This window comes from Paroceanicella profunda (assembly GCF_005887635.2).
In the GTDB taxonomy this organism is placed as follows: domain Bacteria; phylum Pseudomonadota; class Alphaproteobacteria; order Rhodobacterales; family Rhodobacteraceae; genus Paroceanicella; species Paroceanicella profunda.
This window is the reverse complement of the sequence record NZ_CP040818.1, coordinates 3,782,663-3,808,934: the sequence shown is the minus strand read 5'-3', so window position 1 is coordinate 3,808,934 and position 26,272 is coordinate 3,782,663. Positions and strand designations below refer to the sequence as shown.

Sequence of the window (26,272 nt, the reverse complement as noted above, 5' to 3'; positions counted from 1 at the left end):
GGCACCGCTGGCGCAGGCGTGTCGGGGCCCCGGCCGGGGGCGGCGCCGGGGCGCCGGGGGCCGGGCCGGGTGAGACCGGGAGTGGGGCTCCGGCTGGACAGGCCGTGAGGGGGGAGTTCCAGCCGGACGGGCCTTGGGGAGAGGCGCTCCGGCTGGGCGGGCCTTGCGTCAGGCCGCCGGGGTGGCGCGGGCGAAATGCGCGTCCAGCAGCGCCTCGATACCCTCAAGGCGGGCGGAGAGCCAGTCCGCGTGGCGCGTGAGGATCCCGCGCTTCACGAACAGCACGTTGAACTGGCCCGGGGCTTCGAAATCGCGCACCAGCGGCAGCAGGTCGAAGGGGGCGAGCGCGCCGATCACCTCGAACTCGAGGGCCTCTCCCTTCCAGTAGGGAACGCTTTCGATTTCGATGAACAGCAGCGCCGTGTCCGCGAGCACCTTGCCGCCACCGCGGATCACCTGCAGCTGCGCGCCCTCCACGTCGATCCACACCGCATGTGGCGGGCGGACGCCGAGCATGCGCCGCAGGGCGTTGAGCGTGACGGTGCTGACCGTCACCTCCTCGTAGGTCACCTCGCCCCAGCTGCGCTCACGCAGGCTGGAGATCGGGTTCACCGGGTCTATCTCGCGGCCGTCGATGGTGCGCGGGATGCGCATGCGCGCGATGCCGATGCGGTCCGACACGGCCGCATGCAGGTATGTCACGCCTGCGTGGATCGCCTCGCGGGCGAAGCGGCCGTAGACATGCGGGTTCGCCTCCACCGCGCAGGCCCGGATCCCGGGCTTCAGGGCGATGGCCATGCGGCTCATGCCCGCCTCGAAGGCGCCGATCTCCAGGCTGCTGGCCAAGGCCTCGCGCGCGAAGAGCGTGGTGAAGATCTCCGTCACCTTCCCGGCCAGCGCCAGCCGCAGCGGGCTGTCGATCGGCTCTCCCGCATCGTCCAGCCGCGCGGCCCGTTCCTGCAATGCCGCGAAGCGTGCCGCGACCGCGCACCCCGGCCCCCGATCCCCGTCCATCCATCTCTCCCGCACTCAAGCGGAGCCAATGTGTCGGAGCGGCGGTTAAACATCGGTGAAAGGCGTCCCGTTATCGACCGGCTCACGCCCGCCCCGCGCGCCCGCCCGCCGCCTGCGCAGGGCGTGGGCCGCGGGCGGGGCGGCGGGTAACGGCCGTGCGACCCGAGAAACGGTTTGCCCCGTTCCGGCCGATGGGGCAGAACGCGAGACATGATCACGCACCGGCAGATCTCGGCCTTTCAGGAAGTGATGCGCAACGGCAGCCTCACGGCGGCGGCGGAGTATCTGGACATCTCCCAGCCCGCGGTGAGCCGGCTGATCAAGGAGCTGGAGGGCAATGTCGGCTTCGCGCTCTTCACCCGGCACGGCGCGCGGATCGTGCCGACGGCCGCCGCCCACAACCTTTGGGAGGTGGTGGAGCGCAGCTTCCTCGGCATGGACCACATCCGCAATACCGCGCAGCAGATCCGCGCCGGCGGCAACACCAGCCTGTCCATCGCCGCCGCGCCGGTGTTTGCCACCACCCTGGTGCCGCAGGCGATAGAGGCGGTCATCCGCACCGGCGCGCCCGAGGACATCAGCCAGATCACCATCACCACCCTGCCGGTGGTGCGGCAGGTCGCGCTGCGGCGCGCCGACCTGGGGGTGAACATCCTCACCCATCACCAGCACGAGGTGGATCTGATCCGCTCCTACTCCGTGCCGTTCTTCGTGATCGCGGCGCCGGGCCACCCGTTCGGCGCGCAGCAGGAGGTGCAGCTCGCCGATCTCGCCGGGGTAACCTACATCGGTTTCGATGACACCACCATTTCCGGGCAGGTGCAGAACCGCTGGTTCTCGGCCATGCGCCACGGCCCGCGCATCACCATGAAATGCTATCTCGCCAGCGTGATCCGGGCGCTGGTGGGCCGCGGGCTGGGGGTGTCGGTGGTCGACCCGTGGACGGCGCGCGAGCATGCGGAGCGCGGCGGCATCACCCGCCCGCTCGGGCATGGCGAGGAGTTCCGCGTGTCGCTGGTCAAACCGCTGGGCACCACGCTCTCGCGCACCGGAGACGCGCTGGTGGAGGCCATCGACACGGAGGTGGGCGCGATCGGGCGCTGAGGAGAGGCCCCGGCGCGGGGCCGCCGCGAAGGGCGGTCGGGAAGGCGCGCGCGGGGCGGTCGGGAAGGGCGCCCGCCAAGGGGCGCGCGCAGGGCGCCCCCCCATGCGTCAGTAGCCCCTGTCGCGATCCACCTGCCAGAGCAGCGGCAGGCCGCGCGCGTGGCGGGCGAGGTTTTCCGCCACGTTCTCCACCGCGGTTTCCGGGGCGATCCGGCCGGCGACATGCGGCGTGACCAGGCAGTTCGGCAGGTCCCAGCGGGCGTCGTCGGCGGGCAGGGGTTCCACGTCGAAGACATCGATGACCGCGGAGCGCAGCCGGCCGGAGCTGAGCGCCGCCGCGAGATCGGCGTCCACGCAGTGCCGCCCGCGCCCGGCGTGGACCAGGCTCGCGCCCGGGCGCATCCGCGCGAAGAGATCCGCGTTCAGGATGCCCTCGGTGGCCGGGGTGAGGGGCAGCAGGCAGACCACGATGTCGGAGGCGGCGAGCAGCGTGTCGAGGCCTTCGGCGCCGGTGTGGCGCGCCACGCCATCCTCCGCCCCGGGGCTGAGCGCCCAGCCCGCGACGCGGAAGCCGAGGCCGGAGAGCATCCGCGCCGCCTCGAGCCCGATGGCCCCCAGGCCGAGGATGCCGACGGAGGTATCGGCAATCAGCCGGGCGCGGTCCGGCGCCCAGTTCCGCTCCCGCTGGCAGCGGGCCAGCACCGGCAGGTCGCGCAGGCAGGCGAGCACGGAGGTGGTGACGTATTCGACCACGCGCCGGGTGTTCATCGGGTCCTGCATGCGGATGAGCGGGATCTCCCGCGGCAGGCCGGCGAACTGGTCCACCCCCGCGCTCACCGAGAACACCGCCTCCAGGTTGGGGAAGCGGCCCCAGTCCGGCAGCGGCGCCCAGGTGAAGATGAAGCGCACCGCCTCCGGCGCGACGTCGTCCCGCGCGGTGAGGAAGGGCAGGTCCGGGAAGGCGGCGGTGAGGCGGGCGCGGAACACCGCCTCGCGGGCGGCGTCGGGGGAGTTGAACAGGAAGGCCATGCTCACACTCCGGGGCGGCGGTGGCGCAGGTCGCGGGTGTCGAGCCACTTGTAGTAGCGCGTCATCACCCGGGCGGCGAGCGGAGCGAGGGGGCGGAACGGCACCTTCGGGAAGGGCAGGTCGTCGAAGGCGGTGGTGCTGCCGGCCTCCCCGGCGATCTTCCCGGCAACCTTCTCCGCGAAGTAGATCGACCGGGTGACCCCGGAGCCGCAGTAGCCGCCGATGTGCCAGATGCCGTCGATGGCCGCGAGATGCGGGGCATGGTCGGCGGTGTAGGCGATCCGGCCGTGCCAGACGTGCTCGAAATCCTGCGCCGTCAGCTCCGGGAAGATCCGCGCGACGGAGGCCGCCACGCGTGCCGGCCGGTCCGCCGGGGCCACGCTCTCGCTGCAGATCCGCCCGCCGAAGATGAAGCGCCGCCCGTCCGGCGTGGGGCGCGACCAGGTGAACACCCGCCCGGTTTCGCCATGCATCGCCAGCCGCGGGGACATGGCGCGGATGCGATCCGCGCCCAGGTCGCGGGTTGCGGCCACGGTGACGGTGATCGGCACGACGCGGGCGTTCATGTCCGGCGTCCGCGCGTCCGCATAGCCGTTGGTGGCCACCACCACGTGCCGCGCGGTGACATCGCCCTGTGCGGTGTGGAGGCGGAAGCCCCCGGCCTCGCGCGCGATGGCATGCACCGGGGTGCCGGGCGCAAGGCGCACGCCGAGCGCTTCGCTCCGCCCCGCCAGCGCGTTCACCAGGCGCTTGGGGTGGACACCGCCGTCACGCGGGTAGAACACGCCGCCGCAATAGGTGGTGGAGCCGATGAAGGTCGGCATCTCCGCCCGGCTCACCATCCGGTAGGGCAGGCCGACCTGGGCGTTGAGGCGGGCGCATTCGGCGGCCATGGCGTCGAAATCCTCCGGGCTGCGCGCGCCGCGGAACCTGCCGGTGAGCTGGAAATCGCACTCCAGTTCCTCACGCGCCACGAAGGCCTCGAAATGGTCGAGCGCCTCCATGCCGGCCTGCATGATGCCCTGCGCCTTCTGCGCGCCGTATTTCGCGGTGAGCCCGGCCATGCCCAGCTTGTGGAAACTGGGGCCGACCATGCCGCCGGAGCGGCCGGAAGCGCCGTGCGCGATGGCGCCCTGTTCGAACACCGCCACGCTGAAGCCGCGCCGGGCCAGCGCGATGCCGCAGGCGAGGCCGGAGAAGCCGGCGCCCACGATGGCCACGTCGGCGCTGGCGCCCGGGCGGTCCTGGCGGGGCTCATAATCCGGAACGCCGAGGTCCCAGAAGCGCGACGGCGCGCCCGGGGCGGCGCGTGTGGGGGCGGGGGGCGGTGCCGTGGTGGTCATGTCGCAACTCGTTACTGGTCGACCGGGGCGGCGCCCCGGCGGGGAACGGCGGGCCCGAAGGACGGGCGGGCCGATGGGGAAGCCGGGCCGGGAGCGGCCCGCCGGATCAGTTCGGGCCGCGCCGGCTGGTGCGGCCTGCCCGGTGGGCAGCGCACCGGATGAGGCCGGCGGGCCGATGAGACTGGCACGCCAGGTGACGGGCCAGCCGCTGTTGGAGGCACGCCGGGCGAGTGGCGGGCCGGTGTCGGAGGCGCGCCAGATTGCGGGCGGGCCGAGGTAGCAGGCGCGCCGGGTGACAGGCGGGCTGGTGTAGCAAGCGCGCCGGGTGGGTGGCGGGCAGATGTGGCAGGCGCACCGGACATCCCGGGCGCGCGCCCGGGGAGGCAGTGCCCCGGGGGATGCGACGCGCCCGGAGGCGTTCGCCAGCGTGCGCGCGACGACCCGAGGGGGGGACCCCATCGCGCGGGAGGGGCCGGGGCGGCACGATGCACCGCGGGCCTGCCGTGCGCCGGGCCGGCCGGGGCGCCGGCCCGATGCCTCCGCCCGACAATGCTCCCCCGGGCCTGCGCGGGGTCACATGCTGGTCAGCCGCTGGATGCCGTAGGCCCGGTGAATGGCGAACAGGGTCACGATGGCGATCAGCATCTGGATGGTGCTGATGGCGGCGATGGAGGGGTCGAACTGGTTTTCCATGTAGCTCAGCATAACCACCGGCAATGTGGATGTATGCGCCGAGCCGAAGAAATACGACAGCGAGACGTTGTCGAAGGAGATCAGCATCGAGAACATCCCCCCGGCGAACACGCCCGGCATGATCTGCGGCAGGATGATCTGGCGCAGGATCTGGAACCGGCTGGCGCCGAGCACCGCGCCGGCTTCCTCGTGGCTGGCGGGAATGGCGCGGTAGACCGACATCACCGTGCGCGAGATGTAGGGGATCGCCACGATGGAATGGGCGATGAGCAGCGACAGGAACCCGCTGCCGATCCGCAGGCTGGCGAGGAAGTAGAGCAGCGCGAAGCCCAGCACGATCTCGGGCATCGACAGCGGCGTGAGCAGGAAGTTCGACATCGCGTTCGCCACCGGGTGGCGCGAGCGGGCCACGGCGATGGCCGCGGGAATGCCCAGCAGCGTGCCCACCAGCGTGGCCGCCACGGCCAGCTCGATGCTGGTGAGCAGCGAGCTCATGAAGGGCGCATAGTCGAAGGCCCGCGCGTACCAGCGCAGCGAGAAGCCGGGGATCGGGAAGGACACGAATGAGGCGGAGGAGAAGGACACCGCCACCACCACCACCATCGGCAGCAGCAGGAACACCACGAACAGCCCGGCCCAGAGGCCCAGCACCAGCTTCGCGGGGTTGCGCGGCGGGCGGCGCTTGCGCCCGGTCCGGGTGATCTCGCTCATTTCGCCCTCCTGCGGGACACGACCCGCGATTGCAGGACCAGCCCGATCAGCGCGATGAGCAGCAGCACGTTGCCCATGGCGCTGGCGAAGGCGACGTCCTGTGTCAGGTTGAACTGCTGGTAGATCAGCATCGCCAGGGTCTTCACCGTGCCTCCGCCGAGCAGCAGCATGGTGAGGAAACTGCCGTTGGTGAGCACGAAGACCAGGATCGACCCGGTCATCACCCCCTCCAGGCTCATCGGCCAGGTGACATTGAGGAAGGTGCGCCAGGGGCCGGCGCCCAGCACCCGGGCCGCCTCCTCCAGCCGCCGGTCCGCGCCCTGCAGCACGGCGGTGATCGACAGCACCATGAAGGGCGCCAGCACATGCGCGAGGCCGATGTAGACCGAGACCGGGTTGCGCAGCAGGTCGAGCGGCCGCGAGATCAGCCCGGCATCCATCAGGAACAGGTTCAGCAGCCCCTTGCGCGCGAAGATCACCTCCCAGCCGAAGGTGCGCATGATGATCGAGGTGAGCAGCGGCGCGATCAGGCAGAACACCAGGAACGGGTTCCAGCGCCCGGCGTAGCGGACCATGAAATAGGCCACCGGATAGCCGATCACCAGGCAGATGAGCGTGACGAGCACGCTCACCTTCAGCGTTTCCAGCAGCACGCCGGCATAGAACGCATCGGTGAACAGGCGGATGTAATTGTCGAAATACTGGCCGGAGCCTTCTTCCGCGCCGCTGAAGCTGGTGAGGGTGTTGCGGATCAGCGGCGCGGCGAAGAACAGCAGCAGGAAGGCCAGCGCCGGCAGCGCCCAGCTGTTGCGGGCCAGGCGGTAGGCGCGGTTCGGGCGGGGCGCGGGCGCGTCCGGCAACGTGCTCATGCGGCGCTCTCCGCGATGGCGACGGCGCGGCCCTCCGGCCAGTCCACGCCGACCGGGCTGCCGGGGGCCGGCAGGTCGGTGCTGGTCTGGGTGTAGACGAGGATCGGCCTGTCCTGGCCCGGCAGCATCACCTCGCAGGCGAAGAAGCTGCCGCGGAAGATGACGCTGCGCAGCCGGCCCTGCAGCGCGGCCTCCCCGGCGGGGACGAGGCGCAGGTGCTCGGGGCGGATGGCGACGCTGAGCGGCGCCGTGCCGATCTCCTGTCCGTTGCTGGCCACGCGGACCAGCCCGTTCTCCGGGCCCACCCGCGCGGCGAAGCTGCCGCCGACCGGGGCCCCCTCCGGGCGGACGGTGAATATGTTCGAGGCGCCGAGGAATTCCGAGACGAAGCGCGACTTCGGCTGCATGTAGATCTCGGTCGGCGCGCCGATCTGGCGCACGGCGCCGCCCTGCATCACGGCAACGCGGTCGCTCATGGTGAGCGCCTCCTCCTGGTCATGGGTGACGAGGATGGTGGTGATGCCGAGGCTGCGCTGGATCTCGCGCAGCTCGAACTGCATGTGCTCGCGCAGGTTCTTGTCCAGCGCGCCCAGAGGCTCGTCCAGCAGCAGGATGGAGGGGTTGGTGACCAGCGCGCGGGCCAGCGCCACGCGCTGCTGCTGGCCGCCGGAGAGCTGGGCGATCATCCGGTCGCGGTAGCCGCCCAGATGCACGCGCTCGAGCATCTCGCCGGCCTGCCGGTGCCGCTCCGCCCGGGGAACGTTGCGCATCTTCAATCCGAAGGCCACGTTGTCGAGCACGCTCATGTGCGGGAACAGCCCGTAGCTCTGGAACATCATGCCCAGGCGGCGGCGGTCGGGCGGCAGCTCGGTCACGTCCGTGCCGCCGATCAGCACGTCGCCGTAGTCGGGCGTCTCGAACCCGGCGATGATGCGCAGCGTGGTGGTCTTGCCGCAGCCCGAGGGCCCGAGCAGCGACAGCAGCTCCCCCGGACGGACCGAGAGATCGAGCGGCAGCAGGGCCTGGACGGGTCCGTAGGATTTGGACACCCCGCGGAGGTCCAGTGAGATGGGCTGGGTCATGGCGGTCTTTTCATCGTCAGGAGGGAGCCGGAGGCGCGCCCCGGCCCGCAGGCCGGAACACAGGGTCGGGGGCCCGGTCGCCCGGGTGCCCGTGACATCATCGTGCCGTCATGTGCGACAGGCGCTCCGCCGCGCCTGCCGCGGGCCTGCGCGCGGCGGTTCGGGCGCCGCGCGGGCGCGGCTCAGTGGATCTCGCGGTTCCAGCGGTCCACCCATTCGGGCATCTTCTCGGCGATCTGCTCGAAGGGCGGGATCACGATGCTGTCCATCCGGGTGATCTGCGGGGCCACGGCGGGGTCATAGGTCACGTTGGCGTTCGACATGCCGTAGCGCATCATGTTGCCGTAGCAGGCCTGGCCCTCGGCGGAGAGCACGATGTTCATCAGGTCCCAGGCGCTGTCGTCGCCGCCCTTGACCTTCTGCACCCAGGTCATCGCGGCCACGGAGCCCGGCTCGGGGTTCACGTAGCGGATGTCGGCATGGTCATCGTCGATGAAGGCCCAGCTGCGGCCGTCCCAGTACATGCCGATGTCGGCCTCGCCGGAGCCGATCTGGTTCAGCAGCTCGTTGGCGTTGTTCCAGAACACCAGGTTGCCGCTTTCCTGCATCTTGGCGATGTCCTCGAAGCCCTGGTCGGCGTTGTCCACGTCGCCGCCCGAGACATGCGCCAGCATCCACACCGTGGAGGCGATGCCGCTGGAGCCGTAGTCCAGGCCCGGGATCGAGGCGCGCCACTTGCCGGCGATGGTGCCGTCCACGAACTCCTGCCAGGTCTTCGGCGCATCGGTGACCACGGTGGAATCGTACATCAGCCCCATGGCGCCGTAGACGTAGACCGAGCCCATGCCCTTGGTGAAGTCCTTGAACTGCTGGGACACTTCCGCGTAGTTCGGCACCCTGGCGGTGTCGATCGGCTCCACGATGTCGCTCTTGATCGCGTCGAAGGCGCCGCTGGAGGGGATCATCAGCAGGTCGATCGGCGGGGTGCCCGGCGCGGCCTTGATCTGGTTGATCCACTGGTTCGGCGCGCCCATGGTGATGGCTACCGTGTTGCCGGTGAGCGCGGTGTAGGGCGCCTCGAAACAGGTGCGCACCGCCTGCTCCCACAGCCCGCCATAGCCCGAGATCACGAGTTCCTTCGCAGCGGCGCCCTGCATGGCCAGAGGGGCCAGCGCCAGAGCCAGCGCGGTGGAGGTGAGAATGGTTTTCATGTCAGATCCCTGTTGTCCCGGTCGGCCCCGGGGCAGGCGCCGGCCCGAGAGCCCCGCGCGGTCCGGTGCGACCATTTGCTTGCGGGCTCGGATGGTAACGGGACCCGAGAATAAAAGAATACAGGGGTATCCGGTACAAGCATGCGGAAATGTTATGCTGGGCGGAGCGCGGCAGGCGCTGCTCTCCGGGGCGCCCGGGCACGCCGTGCCGGGCCGGCAATGCCGGACGCGACCGGCCCGGAGACCGCGCGGAGGGTGCCGCGACCGGCTGCAGGGAGAGGGCGGGCCCGGTCAGGGCCCGGCTCCCGTGCCGGATGCCGGTTCAGCGAAGGGGTGCCTCTCTCGAGAGCACGGTGTGCGGACATGCCGGGGGGTTGCGGGCAGACCTTTGCACGATACCGGGGAAGAGACGGCGCGGGCAGCGGAGCGCAGGCTTGATCGGCCCTGACCTGGCCGTGTACTTACGAGGGGACGATGTCCCGGCGGGGGGCCTGCCGGTCGCACCGGCCCATCCGCCAACACCGGAGCGATGATGACCAACAGCACGGCCGCTCCCTCCGGCACGGGGCCCGGGCGCGCGCTGCGCGAGGCAGGCCGGTTGCTCGATGCCGGGCGCCTTGCGGAGGCGGAAGCGCGGTTTTCCGACGTGCTGACCCTGCGGCCGGGCCATGTGGCGGCGCTGGCCGGGCGCATCACCACGGCGCTGAAGTCCGGACACATGGAGCTGGCGCTGAGCCGGGGCCGCGACGCGCTGAAGCTGCGCCCGTGTGCGGTGGAGGTGATCGCCGCCTATGGTGAGGCGCTGATCGCGGCCGGGCAGGCCGATCAGGCGGTTGCGCTGCTGGACAGGCTGCCGCCCCGGCCGCGAAACACGGTGCCCGTCCGGATGCTTGCCGCGACGCTCGCTATCCGCATGGCGGACTTCGCCCGGGCCGAGACGCATTTCGACGCCGTGCTGGCGCTGGAGCCGGGGCATGTGGAGGCCAGCCTTGGCCGCATCGAGAGCGTGCTGCGGCGTGACGAGGCGGACAGGGCCGCGGCCCTCGCGCTGAACGCCGTCGCCGCACATCCCGAGGACGAGAAGATCGTGAACCGCTGCGCCGGCGTGCTCCGGCGCGGCGGCCGGCCGCGCGAGGCGGCACGGCTTCTCCTGCGGGCGCTGCGCCGGGCCCCGCGCAGCGCCCGTCTGCGCTGCAGCCTGGCGGAATGCTACGCCGAGCTTCAGCGCGACGAGGGTGCGGACCGGCATTTCAGCACCGTGCTCGCCGCCCGGCCCGGCCATGTTGCGGCGCTGCTGGGCCGGGCCGAACTGGCGCTGAGGCGGGGCGATTTCGACGGGCTGATGGCCCTCCTGCGCGCGGCCACGGAGGCGCACCCGCAGGACCGGAATTGCCTGCAGCGCGCGGCCCGGCTTCTGGCGCGGGCGGGGCAGCATGCCGCCGCCGTCGAGGTGGCCGACACCCTGGTCGAGAGCTTCCCCGACACCGCCGCGCACTGGCTGCTCTCCACCCGCCTCAACCGCGAGCTGGGCAATGTCACCGCCGTGCAGGAGGCGCGGAGCCGGGCAGAGCGCCTTCGGGGCCTTCGCGCGAACGATTACCATGCGCTGGCCGAGGGCGCGCTGCTCGACGGCGATGTACGGGAGGCACTGAGCGCTGTGGCGCGCGGGCTGCAGGCTTTCCCGGGAAGCCTGCGGCTGCGGCTGATGGACGTCCGCATCCTGCGGCGCGCCGACCGGCCGGGCGACGTGGTCCGCGCCCTGCGCGACATGCTGAGGGCGCATGGAACGCAGGCGCCGGTGCACGCCGAGCTGGGGAGCTTCTGGCTGGACCAGGGCAAGCCGGCGGCGGCGCTGCGCAGCCTGGCCCGGGCGGTTGCGATCAACCCGGAGGACCGCTCCCTCCGGGCGAAATACCTGCGCGCCGCGCTCGACTGCCCGGCCGGTGCACCGGTGGTGGCGCGGGAGGTCGACGCGCTGCTGGCCGCGGAGACACCGCGCGCCGCCGACCTGCCGCTGATCCGCTGCCTCGCGATCGAGGGCGCGCAACGGCTTGGCCCCGACGTGCTGGCGCGCCTGCGCGGCCAGCTTGCCACGCTCGCTCCCCTGCTCGGCGAACGGGACGCGACGGACCTGCTCACCCTTGCGGATGCCGCGGGCGATGCGGCGGCCTGTGAGCGGGCCCTGGCCCGGCTGGTCGACTGCGGCCCGAAGAGCATGAAGGCCTGCCGGCAGCTCGTGATCCTGTTCCGCCCCATCTGTTCGGACGAGGGGTTCCGGCGGCTCGCCGCGCGGCTGATGGAGACCATCCACCCGGGCCTGCGCGCGGAGCTCGACGCGGAGGTGGCCCTGCTGGACGAAGGCCCCACCGGGGCGCTGCGCCGCTACCGCACGCACCGCTTCGCCCGCCGCACGCTGCGCCAGGCCCTGCTGCTGCTGCGCCTGCTCAGCATCGCCGGGGAGCGCGCGCGCGCGCTCCGCTACGGCCGCGCCTGCCTGCGGCGCTGGCCGGGCGACCTCGCGATGCTCAAGGCGCAGTACGAGGTTCTGATGCAGCAGGGCAGGGCGCAGGAGCTCGACACCCTGCTGGACAGCGCCATGCCCGCGGGGCGCCGCGCCCGGGCGACCCACCTGCGCCTGCGCGCGCGCCTGCTGGCGGAGGCCTCGCGGCCCGATGCGGCGCTGGCGCTCTTCGAGCAGGCGGACCGGCTGGACCCGGACGGGGCGCGCATCGCCCAGACCTTCGACCTGATGGTGACGGCGGGGCGGCTGGAGGAGGCCGGCGCGCAGATCGGCCGGATGCAGGGCACCGCGGACGCGCCGGGGCTGAACATCCGCCACCTCAGCACCACTCTGAGCGGCAACCTCCTCAACGATCTCAGGCTTTTCAGCGCGGAGGCCGCGCGGGCCGGCCCGGGGGCGGAGGCCGATCTCGCGGCGCAGTTCGTGGTGGCCGCGCGCCGCGCGATCGCGCAGTGGATGGACCGCGCGCCCGCCGCGGGGCCGGCGCAGGCGCGCGCCATTCCCCGGCGCATCCTCCAGTACTGGAACACGCAGGACATTCCGGCCCCGGTGCGCGACGTGATGCGCTCCTGGTCCGCCGTGGACGCCGCGAGCCACAGGGTGTGGACCCGGGAGGAGGCGCGGGCCTTCCTCTCCGCGCGGTTCGGAGCCGCGCACCTGCGGGCGTTCCGGCTGGCCAACCACGTGGCCGAGGAGGCGGATTTCCTCCGCCTCTGCCTGCTCTACGCCGAGGGCGGCCTCTACGCGGACGCGGATGACAGGCTGGCGGCGCCGGACATCTTCGAGCGGCTGCCCGCCCATGCGGGGCTGGTGTGCTTTCGGGAGCATCGCGGCTCGCTCTCCAACAACATCATCGCGGCCCGGCCGGGGCACCCGGTGATCGGCAGGGCGAAGGAAATGGCGCTGGAGGCGCTGCTCGCGCGCGACAACGACAGCGCCTGGAGCAAGACCGGCCCCGGCGTGCTGACACGGGCCGCCGCCGCCTGCCTGCTGGACCCCGCCATCGACACCAGCGATCTCGCGATCATCCAGGTCAGCGAGCTGCGCCGGATGGTGCAGATCCACGTCCCGATCCCCTACAAGAAGACCGTGCGCTACTGGGACCATCACAGCCGGACCGTTTCGCACTCCCTGCGGGGCCTGATCGGCTACGTGACCTCGCGCCCGGAGGCGGGGAACACGCCCCGGCTGCGGGACATCTGAAGGGATTGCCCCCGTACCAGCGCGCCCGGCCGGCGCGCGCGCACCGGCAGCGCACACGCACCGCCAGCGCGTCCGTGGTCCGCAGCTCGGCTGAGGCGCCCCCCGACACCCGCCCGGCGACACCGGCCGTTATGAAGACGCTCATCCCCGCCGGGCATAATCCCCGGCTCCCCGCACACCGCCCGCCGGAAGAAGCGGGCCTCGCCCCGTCCGGCCTTGACGCGGAAGCGCGCCATCCGGGGCAGGGCTGTTCGCGGTCAAGCTCCCTGCCGGACCGCGACATGCGCTCTCTCGTCAGGAGCACACAGCTCCCGCAAAGGCTGCGGCGGGAGGCCCCCGCACCCCGCACGAGGAAAGCTCCCCGGGCTCGGCGGCCGAGCCCGGGCAGCACCGTTCAGACGGCGTGCGGAGACATCCGGACTTTCGGCAGCGATACCGCTCCTGCCAGGTCAGGCGCTCTGGCGGCCAGCGCGTCGGTTCGGGCGCGGATCCGTTTCGGCATCTGGCGTGGCGCGGAGATGCGCAGGGCGGGCATTTCCGGGATCGACCGCTCATCCCCGCAAGGCGCGACATGTTCCCGACAGCTGTCGGCAGCGCCGCGACCCACGTAGTCGATGATCGTCTCCGCCGGTGCGCCACCGGGCAGGACCATCACATGGGCCCCGGTTTCGACGGGGCAGCAGGTGGCGCTCCGGGCCATGCTGATGGCGGCAGTGAGACAGGGGGCAAGACAGGTGCAGATCGTGAATATCCCCACAGTCCTGAGCATCATGACGCGCCATGCGGGCAGTATGTCAGGGCGAACGACAACCGCTATCCAGTCACGCCGCGTCACCACGGCCATGTCGCGTCCGCTATCGCGCGGCAGGCCGGCCAGGAGCCCAAGCGTGGCGACTGTCGCCAGGGCGACACCGCCGCAGGTCATCCGCCAACCGAAACGATTTCCGGCGATCGCACCGAGCGGCACACCAAACACCAGGGCGAGCGTCCTTCCTCCGGTCGCAATCGACAGCGCAGCGCCCCGCCGCCGCGCGGGCATGAGGGCCGGGGCCAGCGCATTGGCATCTGGTACACGCGCTTCCGGCGACAGGGCGGGGAGCATACGAGCCCCCATCAGCGACCAGGAGGCCGAACATGGCGTCGACCTCGGCGGAGACGCCGGAACAATGGGCGGATCGTACCCCTGCGAGGGTGAAGCAGGACGGGGGCGCCCAGTGCCGCCGCGCTTTCGAACACGGGGCGAAGATCCGGATGGTCGAGAGTGCGCCTTCCGATCCGGCCACACAGGATGGCCCCTTGAAGTCAAGGTCTCGAACCGCCATCGGAACAATGCGCCTTGCCGAAAACTGCCCAGTTCAGCAGCAGTCAACGCATGGCGGAGCAATCGCAGCCCGTACAGCCTGTCATGCATTCCTGTCCTGGTTTCCGCCTCTTCACCGATCTGGCGCCCAAACCGTATGCAGTGCACACCGGCCCCTGCTCAAATGCCTCCCCGTTCAGGACGGCCAAGCGGCCGACCCTGAATTGGGTGTCTTTTCTCACTCGACTTTACTGGGTTGCATGGACCTGCGTGCGCACCACCGGGGAGCCGCTTCGCCTTGGCATCGGGCGTTCCTGTCCCCGACAGCTTCGGCTCTTCGCTGAACATCGGCCGGCCAGGCCATGGATCTCGGCCATGAGGTCACAGGCGGATTTGAATCGAACGGGCGGCCGATCTTCCGGCAAGTCATGCGGCTGCTCGCGCCGAGCCATTGACCTGCCACCTCACTCGCACCAAGCCCCCCGGCATCACTACAGGAAATACGGTCGGAGACATCAGTCAGATGAGCTGAGCCGACGGCCGCACGACGATCTCGTTGATGTCGACAGCGTCTGGCTGCTCCATCGCGAAAGCAATCGCTCGCGAAACGGCACTCGCTGGAATCGCCTTCTTGTAGATTTCTTGCATCCGCGCGCTGTCCGTACCCGTCGTCCTGTTTTGGATGCCGGTATCGACTGCTCCCGGTGTCACGGTCGTCACGCGAATGGGCGTGCTCGCCAACTCTGCCCGCAATCCCTCCGACAAGGCTCGTACAGCGAACTTTGACGCCGAATGAACGGCGCCGCCAGGAGAGAACACCTTGAGCCCGTGGACAGAACCGAGATTGATGATGTGCCCGCTTTGCTGCTTGAGGAAATAGGGCAAGACCGCAGCGATACCCCAAAGCGTCCCCTTCAGGTTCAGATCGATCGTTGTCTCCCACTCGACGGTATGGATCTCGACGAGTGGTCGAATGAACATGACGCCGGCGGCGTTGATGAGCACGTCGATGCGCCCGAAATCCCGGACAATGTCCTCGGCGACACTGGCGACGTCGTCCTTCACCGTGACATCGACCGGATATGGCCGCGCCACACCGTTGGACCGCACGATATCGTCGACAACGACCACCATCCCGTCCTCATCGATGTCGGCAATTGCGATCTGCGCGCCCTTGGCTGCAAGGTCGCGCGCCGCCGCGGAGCCGATTCCGCCGGCACCACCGAAAACGAGAACAACCTTTCCGGCGATACTGCCAGCCATGCGCGTCCCTTTCTGACGTTGATACCCCACTGTAGGCCAGCGAAGGCCTTGCGCGAATTCGACCATTTCCCTCAATGGCTGAGCGAAAATGCACAGAGCCCGCCCATTGTCGTTGTGCCGCCCGCTCCAGACCGGCACCCTCACACTGTCCCATGCCACCATCCGGTCGTTGAGGCGGAGCTGATCGGTGGCGCGCGTTGCCGCCACAGATATCGCGTTGGCGAGCGTGACGAACGGCTTGTTCGCAACGGAGGACACCCGGGGTATGGCGGAGGCCGCGAAGGCCAAACCCGCCGGGACGCCGTTTCCCCGCATGACTGTCCAGGGGCGACAATCCCGGCTTGCGGCGCCATGGCCCAAGCAAAAATGCCGGGCGTGGCACCACAAAAATGCACAGCAGTTGCCAGATTGTGAGCCAATCGCGCACAATCCACTCTGCAAATGAGGCCTCATGAGCTTAATGCGCGCGCTCGAAAAGGTCTCGCTCTCGCGCAAATATCATTCGAAGGTGATCGGAGACGACACGGATCGGAAGGTCTCTGCGATCCTGACGCCGAGTGACCAACCAGATCCCTCGCGCGGGTGGCCTCTGCGCAAGCACGCAGAGCTTGAGATCAGGATCTGCTTTACCGACAAAGTACGGCAACATCGCTAGCCCAGCACCCTCACGGGCTGCGACAGCTTGGGTTGTCTGGCTGTTCGTTCTGAACGACATGCGCGCTTTCGGAAAGTGGCGCGAAAGCCAGATCGCTTCAGGGAGATGCGCATTCAATTCGTCGAAGCCGACAAAGACGGGCTCGTTTCCCTCCTCGATCCGTCGACAGCAGGCTTCGCTGCCATAGAACCCGAAGCCCAGCGAGACCAATTGTGTCGCATACACATCGCCGTCAACAGGTCGCGCGAGCCGCAGCGCAATGTCGGTCTCCCTCCGCTCAAGGCTCACCGAGCGTACATCCGATGCAAGGTTGAGATCCAGGCCCGGCTGCTCGATGGCGAGCTTTGCGAGGCGGCTGACGAGAAACGTCTGTGTGAGGCTTGGCGGCGCGTTGATGCGGACCAGGCCCTTCGGGCGATCGTCATCTCCCCCGCGGCTGAGTATGCCAGCCGCAACCTCCATCTCGCTGGCCGGACCCAGAATCCGAGTCCCGGCTGGTGTCAGAACATACCCGTCCGGCCGACGCTCAACGAGTCGCTCGCCGAGCGCTTCCTCGAGCGACCTCATGCGCCGGGACACCGTGGCATGGTTGATGCCAAGCGAACGCGCAGCCGCCGAAAGGCTGCCAAAGCGCGCGACTGCAAGGAATACCCGGACGTCTTCCCAATCAGGACCTGTGCGATTCTGCTCAGCCATTGCGCGAGATTAGCGAATTCCGTGGAAGGCCGCACCTCGGTAGTTTTTCTCAACGGTTCAATGGAGGCGCAAATGGCCAACCCTAATCTGACGCTGACCCTTATCGGCGGCCCGACGGTATTGATCGAGTACGACGGCATCCGCTTCCTGACCGATCCGACCTTCGATCCGCCTGGCGAATACAAAGGGCCTCACAGTCCTGTTGTCCATCGGAAGGTAACGGGGCCTGCACTTTCCGCTGATCAGATTGGTCACCTGGACGCGATTCTGCTCAGCCACGACCATCACTTCGACAACCTCGATAACGCCGGGCGGGCTCTGCTGCCAAAGGCCGGCGTAACGTACACCACCATCTCCGGCGCCAAGCGCCTCGGCGGCAATTCAGTGGGGGTTGCGCCGTTCGAAACGCGCACATTCGAAAGCGCCACCGGAAAGCGCCTGTTCATCGCGGCAACGCCCGCCCGACATGGTCCCGTCGGTGTGGACGCCGGCGATGTCATCGGGTTTGCCATCGGCGTTCAGGCGCCGGGCGACCTCCTCTACATCACCGGCGACACGCTTTGGTTCGATGGCACGGCCGAAGTCGCCCGGCGCTTCGCCCCGAAGGTCGTGGTTCTCTTCACCGGCGCGGCCGAGCCCCGCGGTCGCTTTCACATGACCATGGGCAGCGAGGACGCGCTCGAAGCAGCCGCAGCCTTCCCCGATGCCGCGCTGGTCTCAGCCCACAACGAAGGTTGGGGGCATCTGAAGGAAGACCAGGATCAACTCACCGATGTCTTTGCCAAGTTCAATCTCGGCGACAGGCTGACGCGCTTCGACAAGGGCAAGCCGATCACCTTCGCGGCCTGACCGACCGCCTCTCGGCGCGCACCACCTGATCCCACAATTCCGTTACGTACCCGGACCTCCGGTCGGGTTCCGGCGCTATTGCTTGGTGGGAATTATGACTGCTACATATCGCGTCGTCCAAGCCAGTGCGCCCGGCCTCCTCGAGCTCGTCGAGCGGCCAATCACTGAGCCCGGACAGGGCGAAGTGCGGATCAGGGTTGAGGCGTGCGGCGTCTGCCACACGGACTGCTGGACCGTCGAAAACAACATGGTGCCGATCGAATACCCTCGCGTCCCGGGCCACGAGGCTGTCGGACGCATCGAGTGCGTCGGCGTAGGCGTCGAGGGTTGGACCGTCGGGCAGCGTGTCGGTGTCGGCTTCCTTGCTGGCCCGTGCGGAAAATGCGCGATGTGCACGCGCGGAGACTTCACCCGCTGTACCGACCAGATGTGGACCGGCATTCACCGCGACGGTGGCTATGCAGAGGTGATGACGGCCAGGGCAAGTGGCTTGGTGTCTGGTCGATCGTCGCGTGTCACTGCCGGCGCATGGTGCAAAGCTGCATCGATTGCGGCCTGCCTGTCGCCGCCGCCGTCAACGTTCCGGCTCCCATCCCCTCGGAATTCGCGGTCCTGGACGATGTCGTCGTCGCGAGCGAACAGGCTTGGTTCCAAGACCCGGATGTTGCCAACAACGTCGCGCCCGGCGACGGCATCCATGCGACGTGGATCGAACGCCTCGGCATCAATTGCGCGCGCCACTTCCTGGTCATAGGGCAGAAGCTGGACGCTCGGCGGGCCTATGATCTCGGCGTAGTGACCGAAGTCTTTACCCGAACTGCCTTCAGGCGCGTGCGCAGCAGATCGCCGCGGATCTCGCGGGGACGCCAACGCTGACCCTGCGCAACGCACACGCTGCCCTGACCCACAGGCTCAGCCGCGCCGTGGCAGGGGGGATGGCAGCGGGCTGGCCGCCGGTCGAAGGACAAACCGGCCTGTCGGCCAGTCTCCCTCGGCGATTGCTCATAGCGGAAACCAGGCCCTCAGCAGGCTCGCCTTTTCCCAGCCAACAACTCCCGTGATTTCGCCGGTGTCGGGAACATCACCCACTCCGCGGAGGGGCCTGATGCGCCGCGAGCCTTTTCACGCCGGGGGTGAAATCCTCAGCTATCCAATCTGAAGATATTCCTATCTTCCTTGACCCATTCTTCGATCTTCTGCATCAGGAAGCGGACCCGGTTAGAATTTGCCAGATCCTCGTGGACGGCCAACCAATACGTGCGATCGAGCGCGACCTTGTCCTGAAGGATCCGCTCCAGACCCGCCCGCTTTCGGGCGATGTAGCACGGCAGGATGCCGAGCATGGTGCCGGTGCAGACCGCCTCCAGGTGGGAGCTGACACCCAACGCGCGATAGTTTGCACGAATGCGCACATCGCCAAACTGCAGCAAGTCCAACTCCGGCGTGTACAGCATTTCGTCAATATAGCCACACCAAGGGTGCTCGCGCAGATCATCAATGCTCTGCGGACGTGCGCGACTATCAAAATATTCTTCGGCGGCATAAATGCCGAGCCTGTAATCGGTCAGTTTTTTATAACGCGAACTCCCGACTCGCGGCTCCTCCATCGTGATCGCGATGTCCACCTCGCGTGCGGCGAGCGAGTAGTTGCGAGGCACTGCCACAAGCTCGATCTCCAGCCCCGGGTGCGCCACGGTGAGCTGTGGCAGCCGGCTGGCAAGATAGGCGCTCCCGAAGCCTTCCGACGTTCCGATGCGGACGCGCCCGGCAAGATCCACCTCCTGCTCGCAAATCTGCATAACGTCCCGCAGCACGATGGATTCAATCCGCTCCGTGGCAGCGAAGAGTTTCAGCCCCTCTTCCGTGATCTTGATGCGCCGCGCAGCCCGCTCGAACAGGACGAGACCCATCCTTTCCTCCAGACGCGACAGCCTGCGGCTGACGGTCGAATGGTCCACCCCCAAAGCCTGGGCAGCCGCTTGCATCTGACCCGAGCGCGCCACCTGCAAGAACAGCCTCAAGTCATCCCATTCCATTCTCCGCTCCTTCTTTTTGCACAAAGCAATCGCGGCAATCGGCGTTGAAGCAACTCATCCGCGGTGTTTCTATTTTCGAGAACCGCACAAAAATCCACGACACCATAAAGAGGAAATTCGGACGATGCTCAAACAGTTCGGAGCAGGAATGTTTGCCGTTGCATTCTCGACCCTGTTCAGCCCGCAGCTGGCCATGGCTCAGGAGACGGTGAAGATTGGGGTCGTGATCCCCCTGAGTGGCTCCAATGCCCAGTTTGGCGCCAATATTCGCAACGGGCTTGAGTTGGCGCTCAAGGACGTGAACGGCGCGGGCGGCATCGGCTCCCTCGAGGGCGCGAAGGTGGAGCTGGTCTATGCAGACACGCCTGAACCGGCAAAAGCCGGCGCGGCAGTGCAGCGCCTTGTCAGCGGCGAGAAGGTCGTTGGCATCATCGGCTCCTTCGTCAGCAATATCACCCTTGCCGCTTCCGAAGTGACGGAGCGCCTCGGCGTGCCCATGGTGACCCACTCTTTCGCGGACCAGATCACCGAGCGGGGGTATCGCAACATCTTCCAGATGTCGCCCAAGGCTTCGGTGCTCGGAGCAGCGACGTTCGAGCAGGCAATTCAACTCGGCGAAATTTCGGATGAGAAGATCTCCAGGATCGCCATTCTCTGGGAGGACACATCCTACGGCACCGCTCAATCAAAGGGCATCCGCGAGGCCGCGGAGAAGGCCGGAGTTGAGGTGGTGGTGGACGAGGGATATCCGCCGGGCATCACCGATGTCACCCCGCTCATCAACAAGCTCCGCAATTCCGGCGCCCAACTCGTCTTCCCGGTCTCCTACATCAACGATGCGGTGTTGATCATACGCTCCATGGGGCAGCAGCAGATCGATACGCCCGTCGTAGGCGGAGCGGGCGGCTACATCATCCCGGATTTCGGAACAGCTCTGGGCGCCATGGCAGAGGGCGTGCTCTCCGTTGCCCCGGCCAACTACGACGCTGCAAAGCAGATCGCGGATCGCTATCGCGCGACCTACGGCACATGGCCCTCGCACGAGGCGCTCATGTATGCCGCCGGCCTCGAGGACATGGTGAAGGCGATCGACGTCGCAAGGTCGACGGATCCAGCGAAGATCCGCGACGCGCTCTCCACTCTGCGCTTCTGCGAGGGCTTCGCCAGGGCGCTTCCCACCGGCTGCCTCGCCTATGACGAGACGGGCGCCACCACCACCGGCACGCCAATCATGGTCCAGTGGCAAGGTGGTGAGCTGGTCACCGTCTTCCCACAGAAGGCCGGCGCTCAACTCCTTTGGCGCGGCAAGCAGATCACCGAATGACGCGCATCGCTAACCGGGATTGAACGCATGACCAACCTACTGCAGGCGCTGCTCGATGGGGTTCTGAACGGCGGGGTCTATGGCGTCATCGCCATTGGTCTGACCCTGGTATTCGGGATCCTCGGCATCGTGAATTTTGCCCATGCCCAATTCGTCATGATCGGCATGTACGTGGCCTGGTTCGCTTGGCACACGCTCCGGCTGGACCCGATCGCCGGAGCATTCCTCTCCCTTCTCGTCGGCGGTGCCATCGGTGCCGCCCTCGAATATCTCTTTGTCCGCCACGTGGTGAAGGCATCGGTGGTGGCGCAGATCTTCCTTACGGTCGGCCTCATCGCCGTGCTGGAAAATGTCGCACTCATCTTCCTGGGTTCGGACTACCGCTCGGTCCAGACTGCCTACCAGACGCAAGCCCTGCATCTGGGCCCGATCCTGGTCTCAGTTCCCTATCTGCTGGCCTTCGCGGCGGCCGTGATCATGGCCGTTTCCCTGCGGTTCCTGTTGACCAGTACGTGGACGGGCAGGGCGATCCGCGCCACAGCTCAGGACGAGCAGGCCGCAATTTCCTTCGGCATCAACACTCGGAAGATCTACGCCCTCGCGTTCGGCCTCGGAACAGGCCTCACGGCCTTCGGGGGCGGCATCATCCTGCCCTATGCCACCGTCAATCCCACGGTTGGCGCCCACTATGTGGTGCTCATGTTCACCGTCGCCGTCCTCGGCGGCCTCGGGAGCACCACCGGTGCGCTCGCGGGAGGTGTGCTGGTTGGTGTCATCCAGTCCATCTCCACTCTCATCCTGCCGGTGCAAATGAAGGATCTGGCGCTGTTCGTCGTGTTCATCGCCATTCTCGCCGTGCGCCCGCAGGGCCTGCTCGGGGGGGTCTCGCGATGAAGCGCAATCTTCTTGTCCTCGCGGCGCTCGCCTCGGTCATCCTCCTCGCCGGGCTGGTTCTGGAACCGAACGGCTATGTGGTGCGCATCCTGTGCATCATGCTGCTGACCGCCTCCATGGCGCAGGCATGGAATGTGGTCGGAGGCTTCAACCAGATTTCGCTCGGCCACGCGGCCTTTTTCGGCATCGGCGCCTACATCCCTACCATCACGCAGGTGGCATACGGGCTGAGTCCCTGGCTCGGCATGGGCATCGGCATCATCGCTGCGGTCGTGTTGGCGCTCGTCCTCTCCGGCCCCACCATGCGCCTGAAGGGTCCCTATTTTGCGCTCGCCACCCTCGCGGCGGCGGAGGCCTGCAGGATCGGCGCAAGCGTACTCAAGTTCACCGGCGGTCCGCAGGGCATCTCTGTGCCGTTCGTGGGGGATTCCTGGGCCATGATGCAGTTCCGCTTCCCCGGACACTATCTGCCCTTGTTCGTCCTCCTCTTCCTCGTGTCCTGCACGACCTTCGCGTGGCTGACGGCGAGCCGCTATGGCTATTTTCTGCGCGCCGTACGCGACGATGAGCAGGCAGCGGAGGTGGCCGGAGTTGCCACCTTCCGGGTCAAGCTCCTGGCGAGCGTGATCTCGGCGGCTCTCACGGCCGCCTGCGGGACGCTGTTCGCCCAGTTCACCTACTTCATCGATCCGGAAACCGTCTTCAGTGCCTCGCACGTCTCCATCCGCATGGCCCTCGTGGCAATCATCGGAGGCGTGGGAACCTTTGCGGGCCCGATCCTCGGCGCATTCCTCATTGTGCCGCTCGAAGAAGTGCTCAACGCCACCTTGTCGGAGGAGGTGGGCGGGCTCGCCCCCCTTATCTTCGGTGCGCTGCTGATCGCCGTCGTACTGCTGCGGCCCGACGGTCTCACCTCCCTGCGGCTGCCCAAGGTCTTGCGGAGGCCCGAAGCATGAGCCCGATTGTCGCCGTCAACGCAGTGACCGTCCGATTCGGAGGGCTGGTGGCGCTCGACACCGTCGGCTTCAGGGTCGCGGGTGGGGAAATCGTCGGCTTGATCGGCCCGAACGGCGCCGGGAAGACCACTCTGTTCAGCACGTTGATGGGCCTGGTGCGCCCCTCCGCTGGGTCGATCTGTCTGGAGGACCATCGGGTGGACGGCATGAAGCCCCACCTTATCGCCCGCAGGGCGATGACGAAGACGTTCCAGAACACCGCCCTCTTTCCCCAGATGTCGCTGGTGGAGAACGTGATGACGGCAGCGGTGGTCCACGGCTCGGTGCAGGAGGCTCGGGCCGAGGCGCTCCGATGCCTGGAGCTGGTCGGGTTGCGGCGCGTCGCCGAGCAGCCGGTCAGATCACTCACCTTTCCGCAGAAGGCGCTCGCGGAGGTGGCACGCGCCCTCGCCACGAGGCCGAAGGTGCTCCTTCTGGACGAGGTGATGGCTGCCCTGACCCATGTGGAGATGGACGAGGTGATGGCCAGCCTGCGCCGGCTGCGCGACGAGCAAGGCATCACCCTCATCATCGTCGAGCACCACATGCGCGCCATCATGGGGCTGTCCGACAGGGTGCTCGTGCTGAATTTCGGCCGGCTGATTGCCGAGGGATCTCCTGCTGAGGTGTCCCGCAATCCCGACGTGCTCACCGCTTATCTGGGACACAGCCATGATGCGCATCACTGATCTTTCAGCCGGATACGGTGGGCGGCCGGTGCTCAGCGGCATCACGCTCCACGTGGGCCGCGGCGAGACGGTAGCGGTGCTCGGCGCCAATACAGCGGGCAAGACAACGCTCATCAAGGCCATCGGCGGCCTCCTGCCTTCCGTCTCGGGTTCCATTGCCTTCGATGGGCAGGAGATCACCGCGTTGCCCGCCTACGAACGTGTATCCCGCGGCCTCGCGGTGGTTCCGGAGGGACGACACGTGTTCCCCGACATGACGGTCGAAGAGAACCTGCTCATCGGTGCCTACCACCGCCGGCATGAGCCGCTGGCCGAGGACATGCACTGTTGGATGTCACTGAGAACTGACCCAGCATTGTCATCGAGATTTGACCCGCCTGTCAGTATGTCGGTCGGTTCATGATGGGGTCAACATTGGCGTCTCCTTCCTCTTTTTTTTCGCGGTCTCGGAGCTGGCCTTGAAGCGATAACTGTCGTTTCCGGTTTCCAGGATGTGGCAGCGGTGTGTGAGGCGATCGAGGAGCGCCGTGGTCATCTTGGCGTCACCGAAGACGCTGGCCCATTCGCTGAAGCTTAGGTTCGTGGTGATCACGACGCTGGTGCGTTCGTAAAGTTTGCTGAGGAGGTGGAACAGCAAGGCGCCGCCCGAGGCGCTGAACGGCAGGTATCCGAGCTCGTCGAGGATCACCAATTCGGTTTTCACCAACGCCTCGGCGATTTTCCCGGCCCTTCCCAGCGCCTTTTCCTGTTCCAGCGCGTTCACCAGCTCGACTGTGGAGAAGAAGCGCACGCGTTTGCGGTGATGCTCAATCGCCTGGACTCCGAGGGCGGTCGCCACATGGCTTTTCCCGGTGCCGGGCCCGCCAATCAGGACCACGTTTTCGGCAGCATCGAGGAACTCGCATCGATGAAGCTGCCGAACGAGGGCCTCGTTGACCTCGCTGGCCGCGAAGTCGAAGCCTGACAGGTCCTTGTGGGCCGGGAAGCGCGCTGCCTTCATGTGATAAAAGATGGACCGCACTTCACGTTCGGCCATTTCAGCCTTCAGCAGCTGGGACAGGATCGGGATCGCCGCATCGAACGCAGGCGCGCCCTGTTCCATGAGGTCATGCACGGCTTGGGCCATGCCTGGCATCTTCAGACTGCGGAGCATGATGACGATGGCAGCTCCGGCGGGATCATGACGCATGGCGTTTGCCTCCGGATGTGCGCAGCCCATCGTAGCGTGCAACATTGGCCTCGGGCTCCTTGCTCAGCGTCAAGGCCGGAGGCGGCGTTACGTCTGGCAACTCGACTGAAGTGCCGTTCACCAGCCTGTGCAATAGGTTCAGCACGTGGGTCTTTGTCGGCACGCCGGCCTTCAACGCCATGTCCACCGCGCACAGGACCGCCTGTTCGTCGTGATGCAATACCAACGACAGGACGTCGACCATCTCCCGATCACCGCCGGGTCTGCGCAGCATCTGATCCTGCAGCTCACGAAAGCCCCTCGGCATCTCAACAAACGGGGCGCCGTTACGCAGCGCACCGGGCTTGCGCTGGATCACGGCCAGGTAATGCCGCCAGTCATAGATGACGCGGCCCGGTTGCCGATGCGACCTTTCAATGATGCGCTGGTGCTCGCAGACGACATGCCCTTCAGCAACGACAACCAGCCTTTCGGGGTAGATGTGCAGGCTGACTGGCCGGTTCGCAAAGCTGGCAGGCACGGAGTAGCGATTGCGATCAAACGTGACGAGGCAGGTTGGGGACACCCGCTTGCTTTGCTCGACATAACCGTCGAACGCGGTGGGCAACGGCATCAGCGAGGGCTTCTCCGCTTGCCAGACGTCTGCGATGCTGCCGGGCAAACCGCCATGTGCGGTTTCGGCCCACAGCGCCTTGCACCGTTCTTCCAGCCAGCAGTTCAGCGCATCGAGATCAGGGAAGGTGGGCATCACCTGCCACATCCTGCTGCGCGCATCGCGGACGTTCTTCTCGACCTGGCCCTTTTCCCATCCCGCCGCCGGATTGCAAAAGTCGGGTTCGAACACGTAGTGGCTGGTCATCGCCATGAAGCGCGCATTTACATCGCGCTTTTTGCCGACGCCCACGCGGTCCACCGCCGTGCGCATATTGTCGTAGATCCCGCGGCCCGGCACGCCTTCGAAGATTCTGAACGCATGCCAATGCGCGTCGAACAGCATCTCGTGTGTCTGCAGCAAATATGCCCTGACCAGGAACACGCGGCTGTGCGACAGCTTGATGTGTGCGACCTGCAGCTTGGTCCGTTCACCCCCGACGATCGCGTAGTCTTCGCTCCAATCGAATTGGAAGGCCTCGCCCGGCTTGAACACCAGAGGCACGAATGTCCCGCGATCCGTCGTGTTCTGCGCGCGCTGCCGGTCCGATTTCCAGGCTCGGACAAAGGCTGAGACCCGCTCGTAGGACCCATCGAACCCCAGCTGAACCAGATCCGCGTGCATCTGTTTCGCCGTCCGCCGCTCTTTGCGCGATTTGCGCTGTTCGGCCAGCAACCAGCCCGACAGCTTCTCCGCGTACGGGTCGAGCTTGCTCGGCCTCGATGGTGCCTTGAACTTGGGCTCGACGATCCCGGCACGCAGGTAACGCCTGATCGTATTTCGGGACAGTCCAGTCCGCCGCGAAATCTCGCGGATGGGCATCTTGTCCCGCAGTGCCCACCGTCGAATGACGCTCAAAAAATCCATGTCGATCACTCCAATGACCCCCGACAAATCTCGTCAGGGGGAGGGTTCCACATGGGTCAATTCTCAGTGACATTTCCTATCGC

General features: G+C 67.5%; 22 protein-coding genes and 1 pseudogene. 10 read left to right on the top strand and 13 right to left on the bottom strand.

Annotated elements, in window-relative coordinates; all coding sequences use genetic code 11:
• Nucleotides 1–168: 168 nt before the first annotated feature.
• Nucleotides 169–1,014, bottom strand: a complete 846-nt coding sequence (locus tag FDP22_RS17040; protein WP_138576025.1) for an FkbM family methyltransferase — start codon at nucleotides 1,012–1,014, stop codon at nucleotides 169–171.
• Nucleotides 1,015–1,224: 210 nt separating this feature from the next.
• On the opposite strand from FDP22_RS17040, the gene FDP22_RS17035 reads away from it, so the two are divergent.
• Nucleotides 1,225–2,118: a LysR substrate-binding domain-containing protein gene (locus FDP22_RS17035; RefSeq protein WP_138576026.1), complete on the top strand. Its 894-nt coding sequence runs from the start codon at nucleotides 1,225–1,227 to the stop codon at nucleotides 2,116–2,118.
• Nucleotides 2,119–2,226: 108 nt separating this feature from the next.
• Here the strand turns inward: FDP22_RS17035 and FDP22_RS17030 are convergent, their stop codons facing one another.
• The 6 genes from FDP22_RS17030 to FDP22_RS17005 form a co-directional block, all read right to left on the bottom strand.
• Entirely contained in the window at nucleotides 2,227–3,147 is a 921-nt protein-coding gene (locus FDP22_RS17030) for a 2-hydroxyacid dehydrogenase (protein ID WP_138576027.1), read from the bottom strand.
• 2 nt (nucleotides 3,148–3,149) lie between these two features.
• A complete protein-coding gene (locus tag FDP22_RS17025; protein ID WP_138576028.1) occupies nucleotides 3,150–4,490 on the bottom strand; it encodes an NAD(P)/FAD-dependent oxidoreductase in 1,341 nt (446 codons plus the stop codon).
• Nucleotides 4,491–5,063: 573 nt separating this feature from the next.
• Nucleotides 5,064–5,894, bottom strand: a complete 831-nt coding sequence (locus tag FDP22_RS17020) for an ABC transporter permease (RefSeq protein ID WP_138576029.1) — start codon at nucleotides 5,892–5,894, stop codon at nucleotides 5,064–5,066.
• On the bottom strand, nucleotides 5,891–6,763 hold the full coding sequence (locus FDP22_RS17015) for an ABC transporter permease (RefSeq protein ID WP_138576030.1): 873 nt from the start codon (nucleotides 6,761–6,763) through the stop codon (nucleotides 5,891–5,893). Before FDP22_RS17015 ends, FDP22_RS17020 begins: the two co-directional genes overlap by 4 nt.
• Nucleotides 6,760–7,845, bottom strand: coding sequence for an ABC transporter ATP-binding protein (locus FDP22_RS17010; protein WP_138576031.1), 1,086 nt, complete (start codon nucleotides 7,843–7,845; stop codon nucleotides 6,760–6,762). The genes FDP22_RS17015 and FDP22_RS17010 overlap by 4 nt, the downstream gene beginning before the upstream one ends.
• Before the next feature lie 182 nt (nucleotides 7,846–8,027).
• Entirely contained in the window at nucleotides 8,028–9,056 is a 1,029-nt protein-coding gene (locus FDP22_RS17005; RefSeq protein WP_170317743.1) for an extracellular solute-binding protein, read from the bottom strand.
• Between the two features lie 532 nt (nucleotides 9,057–9,588).
• On the opposite strand from FDP22_RS17005, the gene FDP22_RS17000 reads away from it, so the two are divergent.
• Nucleotides 9,589–12,780 (top strand): tetratricopeptide repeat protein, encoded by a 3,192-nt coding sequence (locus FDP22_RS17000; protein WP_170317742.1) that lies wholly within the window; start codon nucleotides 9,589–9,591, stop codon nucleotides 12,778–12,780.
• Between the two features lie 394 nt (nucleotides 12,781–13,174).
• Here FDP22_RS17000 and FDP22_RS16995 read toward each other — a convergent pair whose 3' ends face one another.
• The 3 genes from FDP22_RS16995 to FDP22_RS16985 form a co-directional block, all read right to left on the bottom strand.
• Entirely contained in the window at nucleotides 13,175–13,882 is a 708-nt protein-coding gene (locus tag FDP22_RS16995) for an MFS transporter (protein ID WP_138576034.1), read from the bottom strand.
• 717 nt (nucleotides 13,883–14,599) lie between these two features.
• The gene (locus tag FDP22_RS16990) at nucleotides 14,600–15,343 is read right to left on the bottom strand and encodes an SDR family oxidoreductase (RefSeq protein WP_138576035.1); all 744 of its coding nucleotides are present in this window, start codon (nucleotides 15,341–15,343) and stop codon (nucleotides 14,600–14,602) included.
• 457 nt (nucleotides 15,344–15,800) lie between these two features.
• Complete coding sequence (locus FDP22_RS16985; RefSeq protein WP_138576036.1) at nucleotides 15,801–16,694, bottom strand: LysR family transcriptional regulator; 894 nt, start codon at nucleotides 16,692–16,694, stop codon at nucleotides 15,801–15,803.
• On the opposite strand from FDP22_RS16985, the gene FDP22_RS16980 reads away from it, so the two are divergent.
• From FDP22_RS16980 to FDP22_RS16970, 3 genes and pseudogenes are all read left to right on the top strand, one after another.
• Nucleotides 16,584–17,543: an MBL fold metallo-hydrolase gene (locus FDP22_RS16980; RefSeq protein WP_239031814.1), complete on the top strand. Its 960-nt coding sequence runs from the start codon at nucleotides 16,584–16,586 to the stop codon at nucleotides 17,541–17,543. The genes FDP22_RS16985 and FDP22_RS16980 overlap by 111 nt on opposite strands.
• 94 nt (nucleotides 17,544–17,637) lie before the next feature.
• Nucleotides 17,638–17,979 (top strand): annotated as a pseudogene (locus FDP22_RS25390) (alcohol dehydrogenase catalytic domain-containing protein); the annotation flags it as partial.
• Nucleotides 17,925–18,419, top strand: a complete 495-nt coding sequence (locus FDP22_RS16970; protein ID WP_138576038.1) for an enoyl-CoA hydratase-related protein — start codon at nucleotides 17,925–17,927, stop codon at nucleotides 18,417–18,419. The pseudogene FDP22_RS25390 and the gene FDP22_RS16970, both read left to right, overlap by 55 nt.
• Nucleotides 18,420–18,685: 266 nt before the next feature.
• Here the strand turns inward: FDP22_RS16970 and FDP22_RS16965 are convergent, their stop codons facing one another.
• Entirely contained in the window at nucleotides 18,686–19,579 is an 894-nt protein-coding gene (locus tag FDP22_RS16965; RefSeq protein WP_138576039.1) for a LysR family transcriptional regulator, read from the bottom strand.
• Nucleotides 19,580–19,703: 124 nt separating this feature from the next.
• On the opposite strand from FDP22_RS16965, the gene FDP22_RS16960 reads away from it, so the two are divergent.
• The 5 genes from FDP22_RS16960 to FDP22_RS16940 are packed head-to-tail and all read left to right on the top strand — an operon-like array spanning nucleotide 19,704 to nucleotide 23,884.
• Nucleotides 19,704–20,903 carry an ABC transporter substrate-binding protein gene (locus FDP22_RS16960; protein WP_170317741.1) on the top strand — a complete coding sequence of 400 codons (1,200 nt, stop codon included), beginning with the start codon at nucleotides 19,704–19,706 and terminating at the stop codon, nucleotides 20,901–20,903.
• Nucleotides 20,904–20,930: 27 nt separating this feature from the next.
• Complete coding sequence (locus FDP22_RS16955) at nucleotides 20,931–21,797, top strand: branched-chain amino acid ABC transporter permease (RefSeq protein ID WP_138576040.1); 867 nt, start codon at nucleotides 20,931–20,933, stop codon at nucleotides 21,795–21,797.
• On the top strand, nucleotides 21,794–22,753 hold the full coding sequence (locus tag FDP22_RS16950) for a branched-chain amino acid ABC transporter permease (RefSeq protein ID WP_138576041.1): 960 nt from the start codon (nucleotides 21,794–21,796) through the stop codon (nucleotides 22,751–22,753). Before FDP22_RS16955 ends, FDP22_RS16950 begins: the two co-directional genes overlap by 4 nt.
• Nucleotides 22,750–23,481, top strand: coding sequence for an ABC transporter ATP-binding protein (locus FDP22_RS16945; RefSeq protein WP_138576042.1), 732 nt, complete (start codon nucleotides 22,750–22,752; stop codon nucleotides 23,479–23,481). Before FDP22_RS16950 ends, FDP22_RS16945 begins: the two co-directional genes overlap by 4 nt.
• Complete coding sequence (locus FDP22_RS16940) at nucleotides 23,465–23,884, top strand: ATP-binding cassette domain-containing protein (protein ID WP_143972271.1); 420 nt, start codon at nucleotides 23,465–23,467, stop codon at nucleotides 23,882–23,884. Before FDP22_RS16945 ends, FDP22_RS16940 begins: the two co-directional genes overlap by 17 nt.
• Here the strand turns inward: FDP22_RS16940 and istB are convergent.
• Both istB and istA read right to left on the bottom strand, forming a co-directional pair.
• Nucleotides 23,879–24,670: an IS21-like element helper ATPase IstB gene (gene istB, locus FDP22_RS16935; protein WP_143972228.1), complete on the bottom strand. Its 792-nt coding sequence runs from the start codon at nucleotides 24,668–24,670 to the stop codon at nucleotides 23,879–23,881. The two genes, FDP22_RS16940 and istB, sit on opposite strands and share 6 nt — an antisense overlap.
• Entirely contained in the window at nucleotides 24,660–26,189 is a 1,530-nt protein-coding gene (gene istA, locus FDP22_RS16930) for an IS21 family transposase (protein WP_143972276.1), read from the bottom strand. Before istA ends, istB begins: the two co-directional genes overlap by 11 nt.
• Nucleotides 26,190–26,272 lie beyond the last annotated feature (83 nt).

Coding starts and splice junctions, on each gene's coding strand:
- FDP22_RS17040 (WP_138576025.1), bottom strand. CDS start 1,014: ATGGACGGGGATCGGGGGCCGGGGTGCGCGGTCGCGGCACGCTTCGCG.
- FDP22_RS17035 (WP_138576026.1), top strand. CDS start 1,225: ATGATCACGCACCGGCAGATCTCGGCCTTTCAGGAAGTGATGCGCAAC.
- FDP22_RS17030 (WP_138576027.1), bottom strand. CDS start 3,147: ATGGCCTTCCTGTTCAACTCCCCCGACGCCGCCCGCGAGGCGGTGTTC.
- FDP22_RS17025 (WP_138576028.1), bottom strand. CDS start 4,490: ATGACCACCACGGCACCGCCCCCCGCCCCCACACGCGCCGCCCCGGGC.
- FDP22_RS17020 (WP_138576029.1), bottom strand. CDS start 5,894: ATGAGCGAGATCACCCGGACCGGGCGCAAGCGCCGCCCGCCGCGCAAC.
- FDP22_RS17015 (WP_138576030.1), bottom strand. CDS start 6,763: ATGAGCACGTTGCCGGACGCGCCCGCGCCCCGCCCGAACCGCGCCTAC.
- FDP22_RS17010 (WP_138576031.1), bottom strand. CDS start 7,845: ATGACCCAGCCCATCTCACTGGACCTCCGCGGGGTGTCCAAATCCTAC.
- FDP22_RS17005 (WP_170317743.1), bottom strand. CDS start 9,056: ATGAAAACCATTCTCACCTCCACCGCGCTGGCTCTGGCGCTGGCCCCT.
- FDP22_RS17000 (WP_170317742.1), top strand. CDS start 9,589: ATGACCAACAGCACGGCCGCTCCCTCCGGCACGGGGCCCGGGCGCGCG.
- FDP22_RS16995 (WP_138576034.1), bottom strand. CDS start 13,882: ATGCTCCCCGCCCTGTCGCCGGAAGCGCGTGTACCAGATGCCAATGCG.
- FDP22_RS16990 (WP_138576035.1), bottom strand. CDS start 15,343: ATGGCTGGCAGTATCGCCGGAAAGGTTGTTCTCGTTTTCGGTGGTGCC.
- FDP22_RS16980 (WP_239031814.1), top strand. CDS start 16,584: ATGGTTGATGCCAAGCGAACGCGCAGCCGCCGAAAGGCTGCCAAAGCG.
- FDP22_RS16985 (WP_138576036.1), bottom strand. CDS start 16,694: ATGGCTGAGCAGAATCGCACAGGTCCTGATTGGGAAGACGTCCGGGTA.
- FDP22_RS16970 (WP_138576038.1), top strand. CDS start 17,925: ATGCGCGATGTGCACGCGCGGAGACTTCACCCGCTGTACCGACCAGAT.
- FDP22_RS16965 (WP_138576039.1), bottom strand. CDS start 19,579: ATGGAATGGGATGACTTGAGGCTGTTCTTGCAGGTGGCGCGCTCGGGT.
- FDP22_RS16960 (WP_170317741.1), top strand. CDS start 19,704: ATGCTCAAACAGTTCGGAGCAGGAATGTTTGCCGTTGCATTCTCGACC.
- FDP22_RS16955 (WP_138576040.1), top strand. CDS start 20,931: ATGACCAACCTACTGCAGGCGCTGCTCGATGGGGTTCTGAACGGCGGG.
- FDP22_RS16950 (WP_138576041.1), top strand. CDS start 21,794: ATGAAGCGCAATCTTCTTGTCCTCGCGGCGCTCGCCTCGGTCATCCTC.
- FDP22_RS16945 (WP_138576042.1), top strand. CDS start 22,750: ATGAGCCCGATTGTCGCCGTCAACGCAGTGACCGTCCGATTCGGAGGG.
- FDP22_RS16940 (WP_143972271.1), top strand. CDS start 23,465: ATGATGCGCATCACTGATCTTTCAGCCGGATACGGTGGGCGGCCGGTG.
- istB (WP_143972228.1), bottom strand. CDS start 24,670: ATGCGTCATGATCCCGCCGGAGCTGCCATCGTCATCATGCTCCGCAGT.
- istA (WP_143972276.1), bottom strand. CDS start 26,189: ATGGATTTTTTGAGCGTCATTCGACGGTGGGCACTGCGGGACAAGATG.